This window comes from Jannaschia sp. S6380, from assembly GCF_023015695.1.
Classification (GTDB): Bacteria; Pseudomonadota; Alphaproteobacteria; order Rhodobacterales; family Rhodobacteraceae; genus Jannaschia.
Window position 1 is genome coordinate 2,267,252 of the sequence record NZ_JALKAS010000001.1, and the last position, 16,623, is coordinate 2,283,874.

The 16,623-nt window shown below is 67.6% G+C and carries 22 protein-coding genes; 11 read left to right on the top strand and 11 right to left on the bottom strand.

Annotated features, from left to right (window positions below; translation table 11 throughout):
* Positions 1–5: 5 nt before the first annotated feature.
* Complete coding sequence (locus MWU52_RS11750) at positions 6–317, bottom strand: ETC complex I subunit (protein ID WP_246952244.1); 312 nt, start codon at positions 315–317, stop codon at positions 6–8.
* Positions 318–571: 254 nt separating this feature from the next.
* Here MWU52_RS11750 and uvrB point away from each other — a divergent pair, with 254 nt between their 5' ends.
* From uvrB to MWU52_RS11770, 4 genes are all read left to right on the top strand, one after another.
* Positions 572–2,737: an excinuclease ABC subunit UvrB gene (gene uvrB / locus MWU52_RS11755; RefSeq protein ID WP_246952877.1), complete on the top strand. Its 2,166-nt coding sequence runs from the start codon at positions 572–574 to the stop codon at positions 2,735–2,737.
* A gap of 84 nt (positions 2,738–2,821) precedes the next feature.
* Positions 2,822–3,490: a helix-turn-helix domain-containing protein gene (locus tag MWU52_RS11760; protein WP_246952247.1), complete on the top strand. Its 669-nt coding sequence runs from the start codon at positions 2,822–2,824 to the stop codon at positions 3,488–3,490.
* A gap of 12 nt (positions 3,491–3,502) precedes the next feature.
* Positions 3,503–3,898: a hypothetical protein gene (locus MWU52_RS11765; protein WP_246952249.1), complete on the top strand. Its 396-nt coding sequence runs from the start codon at positions 3,503–3,505 to the stop codon at positions 3,896–3,898.
* A gap of 105 nt (positions 3,899–4,003) precedes the next feature.
* Entirely contained in the window at positions 4,004–4,186 is a 183-nt protein-coding gene (locus MWU52_RS11770; protein WP_246952250.1) for a PLD nuclease N-terminal domain-containing protein, read from the top strand.
* A 56-nt stretch (positions 4,187–4,242) separates the two neighbouring features.
* Here the strand turns inward: MWU52_RS11770 and MWU52_RS11775 are convergent, their stop codons facing one another.
* A complete protein-coding gene (locus tag MWU52_RS11775) occupies positions 4,243–4,521 on the bottom strand; it encodes a GlsB/YeaQ/YmgE family stress response membrane protein (RefSeq protein ID WP_246952252.1) in 279 nt (92 codons plus the stop codon).
* 122 nt (positions 4,522–4,643) lie between these two features.
* On the opposite strand from MWU52_RS11775, the gene MWU52_RS11780 reads away from it, so the two are divergent.
* Positions 4,644–5,339, top strand: a complete 696-nt coding sequence (locus tag MWU52_RS11780) for a hypothetical protein (protein ID WP_246952254.1) — start codon at positions 4,644–4,646, stop codon at positions 5,337–5,339.
* 14 nt (positions 5,340–5,353) lie between these two features.
* Here MWU52_RS11780 and MWU52_RS11785 read toward each other — a convergent pair whose 3' ends face one another.
* Genes MWU52_RS11785 through dacB form a run of 3 tightly spaced genes read right to left on the bottom strand, consistent with a single transcriptional unit; the run spans position 5,354 to position 7,562 of the window.
* Positions 5,354–5,626 carry a DUF5665 domain-containing protein gene (locus tag MWU52_RS11785; protein ID WP_246952257.1) on the bottom strand — a complete coding sequence of 91 codons (273 nt, stop codon included), beginning with the start codon at positions 5,624–5,626 and terminating at the stop codon, positions 5,354–5,356.
* 29 nt (positions 5,627–5,655) lie between these two features.
* Complete coding sequence (locus tag MWU52_RS11790) at positions 5,656–6,117, bottom strand: TrmH family RNA methyltransferase (RefSeq protein WP_246952258.1); 462 nt, start codon at positions 6,115–6,117, stop codon at positions 5,656–5,658.
* On the bottom strand, positions 6,114–7,562 hold the full coding sequence (gene dacB / locus MWU52_RS11795) for a D-alanyl-D-alanine carboxypeptidase/D-alanyl-D-alanine-endopeptidase (RefSeq protein ID WP_246952260.1): 1,449 nt from the start codon (positions 7,560–7,562) through the stop codon (positions 6,114–6,116). The genes MWU52_RS11790 and dacB overlap by 4 nt, the downstream gene beginning before the upstream one ends.
* A 101-nt stretch (positions 7,563–7,663) precedes the next feature.
* Here dacB and MWU52_RS11800 point away from each other — a divergent pair, with 101 nt between their 5' ends.
* Positions 7,664–8,509: a DMT family transporter gene (locus tag MWU52_RS11800; protein WP_246952262.1), complete on the top strand. Its 846-nt coding sequence runs from the start codon at positions 7,664–7,666 to the stop codon at positions 8,507–8,509.
* Here the strand turns inward: MWU52_RS11800 and MWU52_RS11805 are convergent.
* Positions 8,506–9,105: a nicotinate-nucleotide adenylyltransferase gene (locus tag MWU52_RS11805; RefSeq protein WP_246952264.1), complete on the bottom strand. Its 600-nt coding sequence runs from the start codon at positions 9,103–9,105 to the stop codon at positions 8,506–8,508. The genes MWU52_RS11800 and MWU52_RS11805 overlap by 4 nt on opposite strands.
* Before the next feature lie 127 nt (positions 9,106–9,232).
* On the opposite strand from MWU52_RS11805, the gene MWU52_RS11810 reads away from it, so the two are divergent.
* Together MWU52_RS11810 and ettA are read left to right on the top strand one after the other, a co-directional pair.
* Positions 9,233–9,496, top strand: a complete 264-nt coding sequence (locus tag MWU52_RS11810; protein ID WP_246952266.1) for a hypothetical protein — start codon at positions 9,233–9,235, stop codon at positions 9,494–9,496.
* Between the two features lie 42 nt (positions 9,497–9,538).
* The gene (gene ettA / locus MWU52_RS11815; protein ID WP_246952268.1) at positions 9,539–11,194 is read left to right on the top strand and encodes an energy-dependent translational throttle protein EttA; all 1,656 of its coding nucleotides are present in this window, start codon (positions 9,539–9,541) and stop codon (positions 11,192–11,194) included.
* A 25-nt stretch (positions 11,195–11,219) separates the two neighbouring features.
* Here ettA and MWU52_RS11820 read toward each other — a convergent pair whose 3' ends face one another.
* Genes MWU52_RS11820 through fliF form a run of 5 tightly spaced genes read right to left on the bottom strand, consistent with a single transcriptional unit; the run spans position 11,220 to position 15,034 of the window.
* Positions 11,220–11,777 (bottom strand): hypothetical protein, encoded by a 558-nt coding sequence (locus MWU52_RS11820; RefSeq protein ID WP_246952270.1) that lies wholly within the window; start codon positions 11,775–11,777, stop codon positions 11,220–11,222.
* A 30-nt stretch (positions 11,778–11,807) separates the two neighbouring features.
* Positions 11,808–12,515, bottom strand: a complete 708-nt coding sequence (gene fliP, locus MWU52_RS11825) for a flagellar type III secretion system pore protein FliP (RefSeq protein ID WP_246952879.1) — start codon at positions 12,513–12,515, stop codon at positions 11,808–11,810.
* A complete protein-coding gene (locus tag MWU52_RS11830; RefSeq protein WP_246952272.1) occupies positions 12,515–12,790 on the bottom strand; it encodes a FliM/FliN family flagellar motor switch protein in 276 nt (91 codons plus the stop codon). The genes fliP and MWU52_RS11830 overlap by 1 nt, the downstream gene beginning before the upstream one ends.
* 1 nt (position 12,791) lies before the next feature.
* Positions 12,792–13,403: a hypothetical protein gene (locus MWU52_RS11835; protein WP_246952274.1), complete on the bottom strand. Its 612-nt coding sequence runs from the start codon at positions 13,401–13,403 to the stop codon at positions 12,792–12,794.
* Positions 13,400–15,034 carry a flagellar basal-body MS-ring/collar protein FliF gene (gene fliF / locus MWU52_RS11840; protein ID WP_246952276.1) on the bottom strand — a complete coding sequence of 545 codons (1,635 nt, stop codon included), beginning with the start codon at positions 15,032–15,034 and terminating at the stop codon, positions 13,400–13,402. The genes MWU52_RS11835 and fliF overlap by 4 nt, the downstream gene beginning before the upstream one ends.
* A gap of 123 nt (positions 15,035–15,157) precedes the next feature.
* On the opposite strand from fliF, the gene MWU52_RS11845 reads away from it, so the two are divergent.
* From MWU52_RS11845 to MWU52_RS11855, 3 genes are read left to right on the top strand one after another with little or no spacing between them, the layout of a single operon-like run.
* Positions 15,158–15,655, top strand: coding sequence for a flagellar basal body-associated FliL family protein (locus MWU52_RS11845; RefSeq protein ID WP_246952277.1), 498 nt, complete (start codon positions 15,158–15,160; stop codon positions 15,653–15,655).
* Between the two features lies 1 nt (position 15,656).
* A complete protein-coding gene (locus MWU52_RS11850) occupies positions 15,657–16,058 on the top strand; it encodes a hypothetical protein (protein ID WP_246952279.1) in 402 nt (133 codons plus the stop codon).
* The gene (locus MWU52_RS11855; RefSeq protein WP_246952281.1) at positions 16,055–16,621 is read left to right on the top strand and encodes a hypothetical protein; all 567 of its coding nucleotides are present in this window, start codon (positions 16,055–16,057) and stop codon (positions 16,619–16,621) included. Before MWU52_RS11850 ends, MWU52_RS11855 begins: the two co-directional genes overlap by 4 nt.
* Positions 16,622–16,623: the final 2 nt, after the last annotated feature.

Here is a 16,623-nt window from a genome sequence, read left to right on the forward strand (position 1 = left end):
CCCGCCTAATGGGTCCAGGAGCCCCGGCGGTTGGTCGCGAAATTCTCGCCATAGCCGCCGGCGCGGATGTTGGCCTTGCGCCCCTGTGGGCGAAGCACGACGAAGTCGATGCCCCTGTCGCGGGCGTAGTCCTCGGCCTCTTCCTGCGTCTCGAACTGGAGGCGGACCTGCGCCTGCGTGTCGCGCGATCCGGTCCAGCCGGTCAGCGGGTCGATCTCGCGCGGGGCCTCGGGCACGAATTCCAGAACCCAGTCGCGGGTATTGGCCGTGCCGGACGACATGGCGGTGCGGGCGGGCTTGAAGATGCGGGCGCGCATGGTGAGCTCCGGTTCGGGGGTGTGACGGTCCGGCCCAGATAGCCGCGCGGGCCCGCCGGGGGCAAGGGCCCGCGCGGCCACCCTGCCATAGGCGGGCCGCGGGACGGGTTGAAGAACGTCCCCGGAACGTCACATGTATAGCCCTGCCCGTCCCGAGCCCCGAGATCCCCATGGCGCACAACAACACCAACCGCCCCAAGGGCGAGACGCTGACCCTGCCGCCCCGCGACGACGACGCGACCGGGCACCTGCCGATGATGCAGCGCCCCGCCGCCGCGCGCCCGAAGCTGGAGGGCGGCAAGCGGTTCCGCATGGCGACCGACTTCAAGCCCGCCGGCGACCAGCCCACCGCCATCGTCGAGCTGTCCCAGGGCATCGATGACGGCGACCGCGACCAGGTCCTGCTGGGTGCGACCGGGACCGGCAAGACCTTCACCATGGCCAAGGTCATCGAGGAGACGCAGCGCCCCGCGATCATCCTGGCGCCGAACAAGACGCTGGCGGCGCAGCTTTACGGCGAGTTCAAGGGCTTCTTCCCGGACAACGCAGTCGAATATTTCGTCAGCTACTACGACTACTACCAGCCCGAGGCCTACGTCCCCCGGTCGGACACCTTCATCGAAAAGGAATCCCAGATCAACGAGCAGATCGACCGGATGCGCCACTCGGCCACCCGCGCGCTGCTGGAACGCGACGACGTCATCATCGTGGCGTCGGTCTCCTGCATCTACGGCATCGGCTCGGTCGAGACCTACGGCGCCATGACCCAGGACCTGATCGCGGGCAGCGAATACGACCAGCGCCGCGTCATGGCCGATCTGGTGGCCCAGCAATACCGCCGCAACGACGCCGCCTTCGCCCGCGGCTCCTTCCGGGTTCGCGGCGATTCGGTCGAGATCTGGCCCGCCCACCTAGAGGACCGCGCATGGCGGCTGTCCTTCTTCGGCGAGGAACTGGAGTCGATCACCGAATTCGACCCGCTGACGGGCGCCAAGACCGGCACCTACGACAAGATCCGCATCTACGCCAACAGCCACTACGTCACGCCGCGCCCGACGATGCAGCAGGCGATCAAGGGCATCAAGGCGGAGCTTCAGATCCGCCTCGACCAGCTGGTGGGCGAGGGCAAGCTCCTCGAGGCGCAGCGGTTGGAGCAGCGCACCAATTTCGACCTGGAGATGCTGGAAGCGACCGGCGTCTGCAACGGGATCGAGAACTACAGCCGCTACCTGACAGGCCGCGCGCCGGGCGAACCGCCGCCCACGCTCTTCGAATACATCCCCGACAACGCCATCGTCTTCGCCGACGAAAGCCACGTCTCGGTTCCCCAGATCGGCGGCATGTACAAGGGCGACTTCCGCCGCAAGATGACGCTGGCCGAACACGGCTTCCGCCTGCCGTCCTGCATGGACAACCGCCCCCTCAAATTCGAGGAATGGGACGCGATGCGCCCGCAATCGGTCTTCGTCTCCGCCACCCCCCAGGCGTGGGAGCTGGAGCAGACCGGCGGCGTCTTCACCGAACAGGTCATCCGCCCCACGGGCCTGCTGGACCCGCCGGTGGAGATCCGTCCCGTCGACATGCAGGTGGACGACCTGCTGGACGAGATCCGCCGCGTCTCCGCCGACGGCTATCGCACGCTCTGCACCACGTTGACCAAGCGCATGGCCGAGGACTTGACCGAATACCTGCACGAACAGGGCATCAAGGTCCGCTACATGCACAGCGACATCGACACGATCGAGCGGATCGAGATCCTGCGCGACCTCCGCCTCGGCGCCTTCGACGTGCTTGTCGGGATCAACCTGTTGCGCGAGGGGCTCGACATTCCCGAATGCGGGCTGGTCGCGATCCTGGACGCCGACAAGGAGGGGTTCCTGCGCTCCGAGACGTCGCTTGTGCAGACCATCGGCCGCGCCGCCCGGAACGAGAAGGGCCGCGTCATCATGTATGCCGACCGCATCACCGGCTCGATGGAACGCGCGATCGGCGAGACAAACCGCCGCCGCGCCAAGCAGCAGGCCTACAACGAGGAACACGGCATTACCCCCGCGACGGTCAAGAAGAACGTCGAGGACATCCTGGCCGGTCTCTACCAGGGCGACGTCGATATGAACCGCGTCACGGCCAAGGTCGACAAGCCCATGGCCGGCGCCAACCTGCAGGCCCATCTCGACGCCCTGCGCACCCAGATGCGCAAGGCCGCCGAGAACCTGGAATTCGAGGAAGCCGCCCGCCTGCGCGACGAGGTCAAGCGCCTGGAACAGGTCGACCTCCTGGTGTCCGACGACCCGCTGGCGCGCCAATCGGCGGTCGCCCAGGCGGTAGAGGATGCGCGCAAGGCCGAGGGGCGGAGTACCGCGGGGCGACCGGGGCAGCGCGGGGGGAACGTGAAGCGGCGGAAGAAGGGGGGGCGTTAAGGCTTGCCATATAAGGTCCCGACTTGACCGGTAGAGGATTAACAAAGTGGGCCTCCGGGTCTAGTAATGGCACCGGAGGGCCTGATGCCACTTGATATTAACATTCTCGGCGAAGGCGTTTACACGCCGCGCGAAGTTGCACGCCTTATCGGCTCGACGCCGCAAGATGTTCTTAGGTGGACGAGGGGCAGCGGCCCAAACCCACCGCTATGGAACGCGTATTATCAGCCTCTGGACGACACAACCGAACTAAGCTTTCTCGATCTCATTGAGTTGCGAGTAGTGAAAGCCCTTCGAGCGGCAGGGCTTTCGATGCAGAGCATTCGCTTCGCGATAAATCTGGCTAAGGAGCGCTATGGAATTAGCAGGCCACTTTCTACTGCTGGATTTAGAACGGATGGCGCAGAAATTCTGATAGACGCGATCGAAAACGACGGAGAGTATTTAAGCCTCTCAAAGAAGAACCCCGGCCAGAAGGTCTTCTCGAAAGTTGTCGGCCAATCACTTGTCGATTTGGAATATGATGGAGATCAAGTGGCGCGCTGGCGACCGGGATTTGCATCAGGCGTTGTTGTAGACCCCAAAAGGTATTTTGGGGATCCACTCCTAGACGATTTTGGAATCTCAACAAAAGTGATCTCGGATGAGTTTGAATTGACTGGAAGCGTACAGAAACTTTCAGATCTATACGAAATTCCAGAGAAAGCAGTCCGCAATGCTATCAATTTTGAAGAAGCGCTTGAGAAGCCATAGAACTCTGGGTTGATGGCGAAGGTTCTTTTCGATCACAACATGCCGCCAGCGCTCGCCAGAGGTCTTCACGAGATCATCTCCAAGGATGGGCACGAAGCGTTTGCCCTGCGGGACAAATTCCGGCCTGATATACTAGATGTCGAATATTTCGATATACTTGGACGAGAGCGCGGATGGATAGTAATATCAAAGGACTTAGCAAACTCGAAAAAGAAGGCTGAGCGTGCTGCAATTATGAGGAATAGGATCATCGCATTTTACCTCTCTCCAGCGCTCCAACGGAAGCCTGTCACAAAGCAAGCAGCGTCCGTGCTGTGGCATTGGGAAGGAATTCTTGAGATGGCCCGCCTCAACGACCGTGGTCTGTTTCAACTTTCTGAAAATAAGGGGAAGTTTCGGCCACTGTAATTGCGATCGGATACGCCTCCGAGGACGTTTTCGCGTAGATCGCCGCCCCGGAACCATCCTCACACCCCCTCGTTTCTCCCCCGACCAATCAAAAGGAGAAACCTCATGGAATACGGCATCATCGGCCTGCTGATCCTCGCGGCCAACATCTACGCGATCTACCATGTGATCACCTCCGGCGCGTCGACCATGGCGAAAGTCCTCTGGACGCTGGGCATCCTGATCTTCCCCGTCCTGGGCGTCATCGCCTGGTTCATCGCAGGCTCCAAGGGCCACGCGACGGCCTGATCGCCCGACGGAGGCAAGATCGGCCGCCCGGGGGCCCGCAGCCTCGGGCGGTCGCGCTAACTTCTCCGCCCGCTGACCGCCCGCACCAATCCCACCACCACCGCCGCACCCACGGCCCCCACGATCACCACGAGCAGCAACCCGCCCGCCGCCAGCACCGTCACGCCCAGCGCTACGAGGATGAACGGCGTGGCCATCGCCGCCACGGCGCCCAGGATCGCGTAGGGCGCCTTGCCCCGCCCCGTCAGCGCGCCGGCCAGCCAGCCGATCACCAGGCCGACCAGCGCCAGGATGATCAATGCGGCCACCCCCAGACCTTCGAAGAACGCTTCCATCTTCCGACCTCGCTCCGTCTCTGTTCCGTGGGATCCTAGCGTATATGGCGGCGGTGGCATCCCTCATGTTCGGCGTTGACGGATTAACCGTTGCTTAACCATGGTTGCGCCATGACCGCGGGATGCGCGTCCTGCTCCTGCTTCTCGCCCTTCTCGCGACCCCCGCCACCGCCGGCCCATGGCCGCGGGCGAAGGGGGACGTCTATGCCCTGTTGAGCCATCAGGGCGGCCGCGAAGGCTGGACTGGCGCGTATTTCGAATGGGGCGGTGCCCGCAACCTGACCTTCGGCCTCGACCTTGGCGGTCATGTCGTGGGCCTGCCCCGGCTGATGCGGACCGGGTACTCGGACATCGCCGTCGACGGGCGCGTCCGGTCCTTCCTGCGGGTCCCCGTGCCGCTGCCCGAAGGCGCGCATGTGCCGAACTGGTTCGATCCCTGGCTCGCCGCGGTCGAGCTTAGCCTCGGGCGCGACTATCTCGAGGACAGCACCCAGGCGGATCGGGTCGGTGTCGGCCTCACCATCGGACGCGGCTTCGACGGGCCCATGGGGGAGGGCTGGATCACGCTCGATCTGCACGGCTCGACCACGCGCGAGGACCGGACCCGCGAACAGGCCGGCTTCGTGGTCGGGATCAAGCCGCGCGAGAACCTGGCCGTCGAACTGGCCGCCTTCGGCGAACGCGAGGACGACACGCATTACCAGTACGGCCCCACGATCCAGTACGGCTTCGGCGCGTTCGGCGAGGGGCGGCTGGGTGTCGCGCGCGCCTCGGACGGGGGGACGCGCTGGACGCTGGGCTGGTCGCGAACGTTCTGACCGCGCGCGGGAGTTCAGTCGCCGGACGGCTCGATCGTCTCGAGGATCTGCGTGGCCCAGTCGCCGATGACGGGGATGAAGTTGATCTGGCTCAGCGACCAGACGACCACCGACAGCAGCAGCGACGCGCCCAGGACGGTCCCCAGACCGAACGCCAGGCCGCGATAGAGCTGAAACAGGATCAGGCGCGGAATCGAGTTGTGCACCTGGATCCACCGGTGGCGGTTCATCCGGGCCAACTCGCGCCGCAGGCCGGCGATCTCTTCGTGGATCTCGTCGGAATTCATAGCGCGATACCTAGCAGCTTGGCCGCCTGTCACAAGGTGCCGCGCAGGGCCTGATAGGCGGCGGCGGTCGCGGCGTTGGCCAGGTTCAGCGACCTGATATGGTCCGAGCGCATCGGCAGCCGCGTCAGCCGGCCCTCATGTCCGGCCAGAAGGGCGGGGGGCAGACCGACGGTCTCCTGCCCGAAGACGAGGTGGAAATCCTCGGGATAGTCCTGGTCGTAGAAGCTGGTCGCGCCGAACTCCTCGAACAAGAACAACGCCTCGGGGCGGGGCGCGCGACGCGACAGGAACTGCGCCCAGTCGTCGTATTCATGCAGCCGGACGTGCTTCCAGTAATCAAGCCCGGCCCGCCGCACGTTCCGGTCGGTGATCGCGAAGCCGTAGGGCCGGATCAGGCAGAGATCGAGGTCGAGGGCGACGCAGGTCCGCCCCACGGCGCCGGTGTTGCCCGCGATCTCGGGCTGGACCAGGACGATCGCGGGGCGCGTCACGCGTGGACGGCCGCCCAGCGCTCGATCAGGTCGAACTGCAGCGACCGCGCCGTCCGGGCCCAGCCGCGCCCGCCCTGGGGTCGTTCGCGTTCGGCCACGGACAGGCGCGCGCGCCGGTCGGTATCGGCGACGAAGGTCGCGAAGGCGAGGCTGCGGCCGGAGCGCGCGTCGAAGTAACCGGCAAGCCCCGAGACGAAATTGAGCGTGCCGGTCTTGGCCTGCACGGTCTGGCGCGGCGGGCCGTCCAGCGTCAGTTCCTTGAGGAGCGGGCGCAGGCGGGTCATCGCGCCCGCCGCCGTCAACAGCCGAACCATGTCGGCCGCCGCGACGCGCGTCGTCCCGTTCAGTCCGGAATGATCGTCGAAATCCGGCTGCCGCCCGCCGGTGCGCTGCGCGACCCAGGCGGACATGGTCGCCGCGGACCCCCCGAGGGACCGGGGCGGCCCCGTCAGGCGCGTGGTCGCGGTCGCGCCGATGACTTCGGCCACGAGATTGGTGGAATAGCGCAGCATGGACGCGACGATCCGGTTCAGCGGCGCGCTTTGCGTGATGGCGATCGTCGTGCCCTGCCCGCGGCCGGGCTGGGCGGCGGGCGCGGTGATGCCATTCGACCGCAGCATGGTGCGCAGGACGTCGCCCGCATAGCGATCGGGGTTTCGCACCGGCAGCCACCGCGATCCGCTGCCGCCAAGCTGCCCGCGCGCAACCGTCCAGTCGTCGACATCGCCCGCGCGCGCGTAGGTATAGACCGGCAGCGTGCGGTCGGCGATGCGCATCCGGCTGGTGGACACGCCCGGGCGGAACCGCTCGGTGCGCGCCTGCAGGGCGGTGTCATAGGCGTTCCCCTGACGCTTCCAGGAAAAGTGGACGCGGTTGAAGTTCAGGTTCACGCCACCCACGGCCGGGTTGTAGCCGACATGATCCGGCTGGGTCGGGTCGATCCGGTCGATCACGGGCAGGGCCGAGCCGTCGACCAGGAGGCGACCCGCCACCTCGCGCAGGCCGGAGGCCTTGGCCTGACCGGCCAGGTCGTGCAGGCCATCGGTGTCCAGCGCCGGGTCGCCGCCGCCCACGAGCACCAGATCGCCGTCGAGCCGGCCGTTCACGATCGGCCCCGTCGCCACCAGCCGCGTCTGGAAGCGGAAGTCGGCGCCCAGCGTCTCCAACGCATAGAGCCCCGTGACGGCCTTGGCGACCGAGGCCGGCGGGAGCGGGCGGATGGGATTGTAGGTCTCCAGAACCTCACCGGTGCGGGCATCCGCGACCATGAACCCGACGCGCCCGCCCAGGCCCGCCGAGGCGATCAGGCGTTCGGCATCTGGCGCCGACCGCGCCAGCGCGTCCGCGGGCTTCGCCGCCGGTCGCAACGATGTCTCCGGCGCGTTCGCACAGGCCGGCAGGGCCGCCGTGGACAGGGCGCCCGATAGAAAGAAACGTCGTCGCATTCGTGAACCTCCGCAACTGAAGCGTTGATGCAATGCCGCCCGGGCATTGTGAAGCCCATCCGCATCTGTCCCTGCCCCGAGCGAGGTGCTAGGCGGGCGCGATGACCCGCGAAACGCTCGGATCGGTGGCACTGATGTTCGTCGCCATGTCGCTGATCCCGCTGGGGGATACGGCGGGGAAGCTGCTGACCGGGACGCATGGTGCCTCGCCGTTCTTCGTGGCCTTCAGCCGCTTCGCGGTCGGAGCGGCCATGATCGGCGCGATCCTGGGCGGGCGCGTCCATTGGCCGCTCTACCGCGACTGGCGGATCTGGTTCCGGGCCGGCCTGATCGCGGCGGGCATCGCCTGCATCCTGACGGCGCTCAGGACGGAGGACCTGGCCACCGTCTTCGGCGCGTTCTTCGTCGGTCCGATCTTCAGCTACCTCCTTTCGATCCGGTTCCTGGGCGAACGGGTGACGTCCCTTCAATCGGTTCTGCTGGCGTTGGGGTTCTGCGGCGTGCTCCTGGTGGTGCGTCCGGGTTTCGGGATGACGACGGGCTTGGCCTTCGCGGTTCTGGCCGGGCTTTTCTACGGTGCGTTCCTGACGACCTCGCGCTGGCTGGCGGACCTCGCTCCGCCCCGGCAGCTGATGCTGACGCAGACGGCGCTGGGGACGCTTCTGCTCGCGCCGCTGGGCCTGCTGGAGATCCCGGCCTTCTCGGCGCCCGTCACGGGGCTGGTCCTGCTCTCTGGGCTCGCCTCGGCCAGCGGCAACCTCCTGCTGGTTCTGGCCTATCGACGCACCCGTGCGACGATCCTGGCGCCATTCGTCTATTTTCAACTGATCTCGGCCACGACGTTGGGCTGGCTGGTCTTCGGGACGTTCCCGGACGCGCTCGCCCTGACGGGGCTTGCCATCCTGATCGCGGCGGGGCTGGGCACCGTCCTTCTGCGGCGCGGCTAGTCCCAGCCGCCGGCGCGACGGATCCGGGTGGAAGAGGCGTCATGCATCGGCATGTCGAGGAAGGTCCAGGCCGGCGGGTCGCGTCGCCCCAGACCCCGTGCCGCCCAGACCGGGACATAGGCCCGGCGAAGCCGTTCGGCCGCCGGCGAATGGCGCGCGGGTCCGCGCTGGTCGGGCCGTGCCAGGACGGCGACCGGGACGCGGGCGAAGATCTCGGTCCAGTCCCGCCAAAGATGCACCTGCGCCATGTTGTCCGCGCCCATCAACCAAACCAGGCGAACGCCGGGCAGCCGATTTTGCAGCGCGGCGATCGTGCGCGCGGTGTGCCGTGTCCCGAGCCGCGCCTCAACATCCGTGACCGCCACGCGCGGGTCCTGCATGACCGCGCGCGCCCGTGCCATCCGCCGGTCGAGCGACACAGGTCCCCGCGCCTTGAGCGGGTTGCCTGGCGAGACGAGCCACCAGACACGGTCGAGATCGAGGCGCTTCAGGGCCTCGCGTGTGATGTGCGCATGCCCCGCATGCGCCGGGTCGAACGACCCGCCCAGAAGGCCGATGACCATTCCGGGCCGGGTTGGGGGGAAGCCGTGGCGCATGACGACAGGCATGCCCCGGCGCCCTGACCGAGGCAAGCGCCCCGCACCGGATGGCCTGACGGGCCCGGGGCGTGTATTTCCGTGGCTGACGTCCCGCGCGCGTTCGCGCGGATGGGGGGCAGATGCCATGAAGGACATCATCGAGGTCCTACTGCGGTCCTTGCGAGGATATTTCCCGATCCTGCTGGCGCTCGTCACCGGCCCCAAGACCACGGTCCTGTCGCGCCTCTATGGGCGGGTGGACCTGTCACGCTTTCGTTCCGCCCCAAGTGCTCGTTTAGGCCGCATTGCGGCTGGGTGCGACATTGCTGCGCGGCCACTACGACAGGGCGCCGCCGCCGCTGCTCTGACATCGACAGGCTTTGTTGAACCCGGACGCACGGCGCAGTAATGACCCGCTCGACCCGAGACACCAACGCGCAGGAGCGGACGAATGGCAGCCTATCAATACGTCTACCACATGGACGGCGTGTCCAAGACCTATCCGGGCGGCAAGAAGGTGTTCGAAAACATCCGCCTGTCGTTCCTGCCCGGCGTCAAGATCGGCGTCGTCGGCGTCAACGGCACCGGAAAGTCGTCCCTGATGCGGATCATGGCCGGGCAGGACAAGGACTTCCAGGGCGAGGCCTGGGCCGCGGAGGGTGCCAAGGTCGGCTATCTGCCGCAGGAGCCGCAGCTCGACGAGAGCCTCACCGTGCGCGAGAACGTCATGCAGGGCGTCGCGGCCAAGCAGGCGATCCTCGACCGCTACAACGAGTTGGCGATGAACTACTCGGACGAGACCGCCGAGGAGATGGCGAAGCTCCAGGACGAAATCGACAGCCAGGACCTGTGGGACCTCGACAGCCGTGTGGACATCGCGCTCGAGGCGCTGCGCTGCCCGCCCGACGACGCGTCCCCTGCGAACCTTTCGGGCGGCGAACGGCGGCGCGTGGCGCTCTGCAAGCTTCTGCTCGAAGCGCCCGACATGCTGCTGCTGGACGAGCCGACCAACCACCTGGATGCCGAGACGATCGCTTGGCTGCAGAAGCACCTGATCGACTACAAGGGCACGATCCTGATCGTGACCCACGACCGCTATTTCCTCGACGACATCACCAGCTGGATCCTGGAGCTGGAGCGCGGACGCGGCATCCCCTACGAGGGCAACTACTCCGCCTGGGTGGAGCAGAAGGCCAAGCGGCTGGAGCAGGAGGCCAAGGAGGACAAGTCCCGCAAGCGCACGCTGGAGCGCGAACTGGCCTGGATGCGCTCAGGCGCCAAAGCCCGGCAGACCAAGTCCAAGGCCCGGATCGCCGCTTATCACGAGATGGCCGACCGCTCCGAGAAGGAGCTGATCGGCAAGGCGCAGATCATCATCCCGAACGGCCCGCGTTTGGGTCAGAAGGTGATCGAGGCAGAGGGCCTGACAAAGGCCTATGGCGACAAGCTGCTGTTCGAGAACCTGAGCTTCTCGCTGCCGCCGGGCGGCATCGTCGGCGTGATCGGCCCGAACGGCGCCGGCAAGTCGACGCTGTTCCGCATGCTGACCGGACAGGAGCAGCCCGACAGCGGCAAGGTCGAATACGGCGACACGGTCAAGCTGAGCTATGTCGACCAGTCGCGCGACGACCTGAACCCCGACGACAATGTCTGGCAGGCGATCTCCGGCGGGGCCGAACTGATCAAGCTGGGCGACGCCGAAGTGGCCAGCCGGGCCTATTGCGGGGCCTTCAACTTCAAGGGGGCCGACCAGCAGAAGAAGGTCGGCATCCTGTCGGGCGGCGAGCGCAACCGCGTGCACATGGCGCGCCTGCTCAAGGATGGCGGCAACGTGCTGCTGCTCGACGAGCCGACGAACGACCTCGACGTGGAGACGCTGCGGGCGCTCGAGGACGCGATCGCCGAGTTCGCCGGCTGTGCCGTCGTCATCAGCCACGACCGCTTCTTCCTGGACCGGCTCTGCACGCATATCCTCGCCTTCGAGGGCAACGCGCATGTCGAGTGGTTCGAGGGCAACTTCGAAGCCTACGAGGAGGACAAGGCCCGCCGCCTGGGGCCGGACGCGCTGGAGCCGAAGCGGGTGAAATACAAGAAGTTCACGCGCTAGCGATACGCGCCCGTGGGGCAGGTCGTCAGGCCGCCTGCCCCTCGAGCTGGCGCAGCGCGCGGTGAACGGCGCGCATCTGCGGCCCCGGCAGGGTGCGCAGCAGCGCGGCCTGATCCAGCGACCGACGCCCAATCAACGTCCGCGCGATGATGGCCGGGTGTTCGCCGCGCAGGTGATCGCGGTCGAGGCGCGTCTCGATGATCTCGCCGACCTCCACCCGCGGGAGAACGAATTTCGCGACATCCGTCCGCCCCGCCCCGGAAGTCGGTGCCTGCGATGCAGCGGCCGGCTTGTCGGGGACCCGCACCTCCGCGCCCGACGAGCCGGTCTCGGGCATGGTCAGGGTCGGGGCGCCATGTGTGAAAAGGCGCGGCGCGGGTTTCGCCGGCCGGGCCTGCGGCGAAGCATCGGCCCGCCCGCGCTCGATCGTCTCGACCAAATCCCGCGCCCAGTCGCGCAGCCGCTCGGGCGGCACGTCGGCGGGGACGTCGCCGCGCCCCTCGATCATCGAAAGCAGGGCGCGGGCCTTCCGGGCGGTCCCGGTCGAGGGCCGGTCGCCGTCGGGGGCGTGAAATTCGGGCATGCGGGCGGTGCTTGGCATGGAGAAATCCCCTTAGAGATAGCTTCGGACGAGCGCGCCGGACACGAGGGTCCAGCCGTCGACCACAACAAAGAAGGCAAGCTTGAACGGCAGCGACACGATCGCGGGCGGAACCATCATCATGCCCATCGACATCAGGACGGCGGCAGCGACCATGTCGATGATCAGAAACGGCATGAAGACCAGAAAGCCGATCTGGAACGCGCGGCTGATCTCGGACAGCAGGAAGGACGGCACGAGGACCGAAAGCGCCCCGGGCTCCGCCGCGGGCCGCAGGTCCTGCAGATGGGCCAAGGTGTCGCCATCGACACGCGCGGCCATGAAGGCGCGGAACGGCTCTACCGCGGCGGGAACGGCCAGGGCGGCATCCATCTCGCCCCGCGTCAGCGGGCCGATCCCCGCCTCCCAGGCCGCGGTCGCGACGGGCTCCATCACGAAATAGGTCAGAAACAGCGCGAGGCTGATGATCAGCATGTTGGGCGGTGACGCCTGCAGGCCGATGGCCTGTCGCATGATCGACAGCACGGTGACGATGAACGGAAAGCACGTCACCGTCACCGCGATGCCCGGAGCCAGGCTGAGAACCGTCAGAAGCGCGATCAGCTGGACGGTCCGCAGCGTCAGAGACCCCTCACCGCCCAGGTCGATGGCGAGTTCCTGCGCGACGGCCGCGCCGGGCAGCGCGAGGATCAGCAGGACCGGAAGGAGAAGGCGCGCGATCACGCGGCCCCGTCGGTCTCTGCGACCTCGGTCAGGCGCACGGCCAGGCGACCGGACGTATCGCCCTCGACCGCCTGCAGCTCGCCGCGCGCGATCAGGCGGTCCCCGGCATAGAGCTCCACCGGATCCGACATCGACCGGTCCAGCGGCAGGACGGCGTCGCGCTTCAGCGACAGAAGTTCCGATACGGTGGGATGCGCGCGCCCGACCGAGATCGTGATTTCCACCGGCACGCGCGACAGCGCCGTCTGAGCGTCTTGAGTTCCGTCAGCCAATTCAGGCCCCCTTTGGTTGCTGTGCCACGGCGCCTTCCGCCGGGCGGGTCGTTGCAAGAAATGCTTCGAGCGCGTCGTCGAGCGCGGTCAGCGCCGCCTCCAGGTCGATGCGCCGCTCTCCGCCCGGCCAGCGGATCTGGGCCTGACCCAGCGACAGCGCCGCCTCGGGCAGCACGCGGGCGCGGTCGGATCCGATACCGGACCGCTCGACCAGCGCCGAGAGAGCGGCGGCCTCCTCGGGCGCCACGAACACCTCCGCCGGTCCGGGCGTGTCCGCCAGGATCCGGCGAAGGTCCTGCATCACGATCGGCAGCAGCGCACGCTGCGCCGAGGCGGGAAGCAGGCGATCGAAGATGTCACGCAGGGCGGGCCCCAAGCTTTCCAGAACGGAGGCGATGGCCGCCTGCCGATCCAGACCCATCGTCGTCAGCCGGGCGCCCAGCTCCTCGCCGATGCGCCCATGTTCTGCCGTCAGGCGCGCCACCGCGTCTTCCCAGCCCGCATTGTAGCCCTCGTCGTAGCGATCATCGGCGCGGGTCGCCACGTCGGCTGCCGGAGAGGCGCGGACCTCGGCCGTCCCGGCGGCGAAATCCTCAAGCGCGAGCGGGCTCAACGCGTTTCTCCGGCAGGCTCGTCCATCCATCCGCGCAGGACCTCGATGGTTTCCTCGCGACGATCCGCGATCAACTGCCGGAGGCGGTCCACCGGATCATCCGCATCGGCCTGTCCGCCGTCCCCGGCGTCCCCGAGCCCGGGCAGATCGCCGCGATCCGTGCTTGCGGGGAGGTTGGCGGGAATTGCCGCGGCGGCTGGCTCCGGCTGGGGCAGTTCCCGCGGCTTCGTGTCCAACTCCGACCCGGCCGATCCGATGGCCATCTCAGGGGACGGCAGAGACGCGACGAGCCCCTTGGACAGCAGCGGCCTGACAAGGAACACCAGGCAGGCAATTCCGAGACCCGCCAGCGAAAGCGCGGTCACCATCTGCGCGATCTGCCCCCCGCTGAACCGTGGCAGCGACAAGGTCGGCGCCGCGGCCGGGTCGGCGGGCAGCTCGAACTCCATGCTGCGGACGGTCACGGTATCGCCGCGGTCCTCGCGGAATCCGACGGCGGACCGGACCAGGTCGCGCAGCACTTCCAGTTCGGCATCGGACCGCGGCGTCCAGGCCATCGATCCATCCTCGCCCTCGGACCGCTCTCCGTCGACCAGCACGGCCACGGTCAGCCGCTCGATCGCGCCCGGCTCCTTCTGGATCTGGCGCTCCGTAGCCGAAAAGTCGTAATTCACGCGCTCCCGCGTCTCCGCGCTCGTGCTGCGGCTGCCGCCCTCCTCGGCCGCATCGCCGTCGGGCAGGTTGCTGGCCACCGTCACGCCGGCGCCGGCGCCGCCCTGGTCGGAGGCGTTGCGCTCCTCGGTATCGGTGCTGATCACGACACGGCTTTCGGGGTCCAGGACCCGCTCGGTGATCGTCTCGCGGTCCTTGCGCGTCTCGAGTGCCAGTTCGACGACGTAACGTCCCTGCCCGACCCGGGCCGCCAGCAGGTTCTCCACCGCGGCGCGCATCTCGACCATGCGGGTGTCGCGGGCCTCGTCCTCCGTTTGCGACAGGCCACTGCCCACCACCCGCCCCGTGGCCGCGTCGATGACGGCGACGTCCTCGGCCGCGAGGTTCCGTACCGCCCCGGCGACCAGCGTCTGGACCGCCCGGGCCAATGAGGCATCGACCGCCCCCGATTTCATCTGCAGCGTGACGGCGGCCGTGGCGCTGCGATCGCGCGAGAACGGCGACGAATCGGCCGTGGCCAAATGGACGCGCGCCGTCCGAATTCCCGGCGACGCCAGGATCGTGCGCGTCAATTCGCCCTCACGCGCGCGCCAATAGGCCGCATCGAACATCTGCGACGTGGTGCCGAAGCCCGTCAGCCCGTCAAGGATCTCGTAGCCCGCACCGTCCGTCCGGGGCAGCCCCTCGCCGGCAAGCCGCATCCGCAAATCGTCGCGCATCGCGCCGTCGACATGGATCGAATCACCGCGAACCTCATAGGTCGCCCCCATCCCGTCGAGGCTGGCCACGACCTCGGCCGCCGCCGACGGCTCCAACCCGGCGAACAGCAGCTCCATACGCGGCGCGGTCGCCAAGCGGGCCAAGCCCAAAACGGCTGCGAACGTGACCAGGGTCGCCACCGACAGGATCGCGAGACGGCGCTTGTTCATGCCCTGCCAGGCGGTAGTCAGATTCTCCACTTGCGTCCTCCGGGATGCGACCCGCCCGTTCTGGGCGTCGACGGCGAGGATTCCGCAATTCCATTAACAATCGGTTAGTCACCAGCAGGTTAGGACCGGCTCGGAAATCGAGAGGATCCGACCATGTCCGAAACAGACGAATCTGCCCCGGCGGACGATGCGGCCCCGCGCAGCAAATCGGGCCTAATGACGTGGATCCTGACCGCCTTGGTCGCCATCGCAACCGCCGGGGGGGGATTCGCCGCCGCGCGGATGGGGGTCGCGGATCGCCTGCTCGCCGGCGGATCCGATGTGGAGGAGCACGGCGAGCACCTGCCCGATCTTCCGCAATTTCTCGAGCTCGAGCCGATCGTGATCTCGGTCGGCGATGCGCGGTCGGTCCGACAGCTGCGCTTCCGCGCCTTCCTGGAGGTTGCGCCCGATGCACCGACCGATGTCGCAGCGCTTCAGCCGCGCATTCTTGACGTCTTCGCGGCCTATCTGCGGGCCGTGCCCATCGAACAGCTGGAGGATCCGACCGCGCTCCTGAGGCTCCGGGCCCAGATGCTGCGCCGCGTCCAGCTCCTGGCCGGTCCGGATGCGGTCGGCGATCTCCTCATCATCGACTTCGTGATCACCTGACATGACATATCTTCCGCTTCTCTCCGACCTCCTGCTCGTCTGCGCGACGGTCGCCGTCGCCATCTGGTGCCGCGCGCTCAGCCGGCGACCCGACGATACCAGCTCCGACGACCTGGCCTCTGCCGCGACCATCGCGGCGCTCGCGAAGCAGGTGGAGGACCTGCAAGCCGCAATCCGCGCAAATGCGTCCGAAGAAGACGATCACGCCGCCCGCCTCCGGGCCGAAACGGACCGCGCCGATGACCGGATCGGGCGGATGGAGATGCTACTGAGCAGCCTCGAATCGCTGGAGGAGGACGCGACGGCACGCCTGATGGAGACGCCGGACGAGGTCGACGCGGCACCCCGGATGCCCAGCTTTCGGGACCTTCGCGTGGCACAGGTCGGGGGTGGACAGGCATGACGACGTTCGGCTTCAGGCGCATCGCCGCCACGCTTCTGATCGCCGCGCTCGTCGTCTCGGCCCTGACGCGAATCGTCTCGGCGGGCCTCTCCGGCCTTCCGGGCGACGGATCGCCGGAGCCGGACGACATCGCCACCCTCCTCTGCCCGCCCTCCGAGGAGGTCGCCCTCCTGCTCGACCAGATCGCGGACCGCGACGCCGAGCTGCGCGACCGGGAAACCGCGCTCGCCCTTCGCGAACAGGATCTCCGCGTGGCCCGGCAGGAGGCGGAAGCCCAGCTTCTCCGCCTCGCTGCCGCCGAGGACCGGCTCGCCGCCCGGATGCAGCAGTCCAGCACCGCCGCCGAAGGGGACGTGGAGCGGTTGGTCGCGGTCTATGAGGGCATGAAGCCCAAGGATGCGGCGACCCTTTTCGAGACGATGGAGCCGGGGTTCGCGGCCGGGTTCCTGGCGCGCATGCGTCCGGACGCGGCGGCGAACCTCTTTTCGAACCTCACGCCCGAAAAGGCCTACGCGCTCAGCGTGACGATGGCCGGGCGCAACGCGAATGCGGCAACGGAGTAGAT

Coding starts and splice junctions, on each gene's coding strand:
- MWU52_RS11810 (WP_246952266.1), top strand. CDS start 9,233: ATGAAGGACATCATCGAGGTCCTACTGCGGTCCTTGCGAGGATATTTC.
- MWU52_RS11775 (WP_246952252.1), bottom strand. CDS start 4,521: ATGGAAGCGTTCTTCGAAGGTCTGGGGGTGGCCGCATTGATCATCCTG.
- MWU52_RS11760 (WP_246952247.1), top strand. CDS start 2,822: ATGCCACTTGATATTAACATTCTCGGCGAAGGCGTTTACACGCCGCGC.
- MWU52_RS11805 (WP_246952264.1), bottom strand. CDS start 9,105: ATGCGCCACGGCTTCCCCCCAACCCGGCCCGGAATGGTCATCGGCCTT.
- MWU52_RS11845 (WP_246952277.1), top strand. CDS start 15,158: ATGTCCGAAACAGACGAATCTGCCCCGGCGGACGATGCGGCCCCGCGC.
- dacB (WP_246952260.1), bottom strand. CDS start 7,562: ATGCGACGACGTTTCTTTCTATCGGGCGCCCTGTCCACGGCGGCCCTG.
- MWU52_RS11850 (WP_246952279.1), top strand. CDS start 15,657: ATGACATATCTTCCGCTTCTCTCCGACCTCCTGCTCGTCTGCGCGACG.
- MWU52_RS11750 (WP_246952244.1), bottom strand. CDS start 317: ATGCGCGCCCGCATCTTCAAGCCCGCCCGCACCGCCATGTCGTCCGGC.
- ettA (WP_246952268.1), top strand. CDS start 9,539: ATGGCAGCCTATCAATACGTCTACCACATGGACGGCGTGTCCAAGACC.
- MWU52_RS11780 (WP_246952254.1), top strand. CDS start 4,644: ATGCGCGTCCTGCTCCTGCTTCTCGCCCTTCTCGCGACCCCCGCCACC.
- MWU52_RS11855 (WP_246952281.1), top strand. CDS start 16,055: ATGACGACGTTCGGCTTCAGGCGCATCGCCGCCACGCTTCTGATCGCC.
- uvrB (WP_246952877.1), top strand. CDS start 572: ATGATGCAGCGCCCCGCCGCCGCGCGCCCGAAGCTGGAGGGCGGCAAG.
- MWU52_RS11800 (WP_246952262.1), top strand. CDS start 7,664: ATGACCCGCGAAACGCTCGGATCGGTGGCACTGATGTTCGTCGCCATG.
- MWU52_RS11770 (WP_246952250.1), top strand. CDS start 4,004: ATGGAATACGGCATCATCGGCCTGCTGATCCTCGCGGCCAACATCTAC.
- MWU52_RS11765 (WP_246952249.1), top strand. CDS start 3,503: ATGGCGAAGGTTCTTTTCGATCACAACATGCCGCCAGCGCTCGCCAGA.
- MWU52_RS11785 (WP_246952257.1), bottom strand. CDS start 5,626: ATGAATTCCGACGAGATCCACGAAGAGATCGCCGGCCTGCGGCGCGAG.
- MWU52_RS11820 (WP_246952270.1), bottom strand. CDS start 11,777: ATGCCCGAATTTCACGCCCCCGACGGCGACCGGCCCTCGACCGGGACC.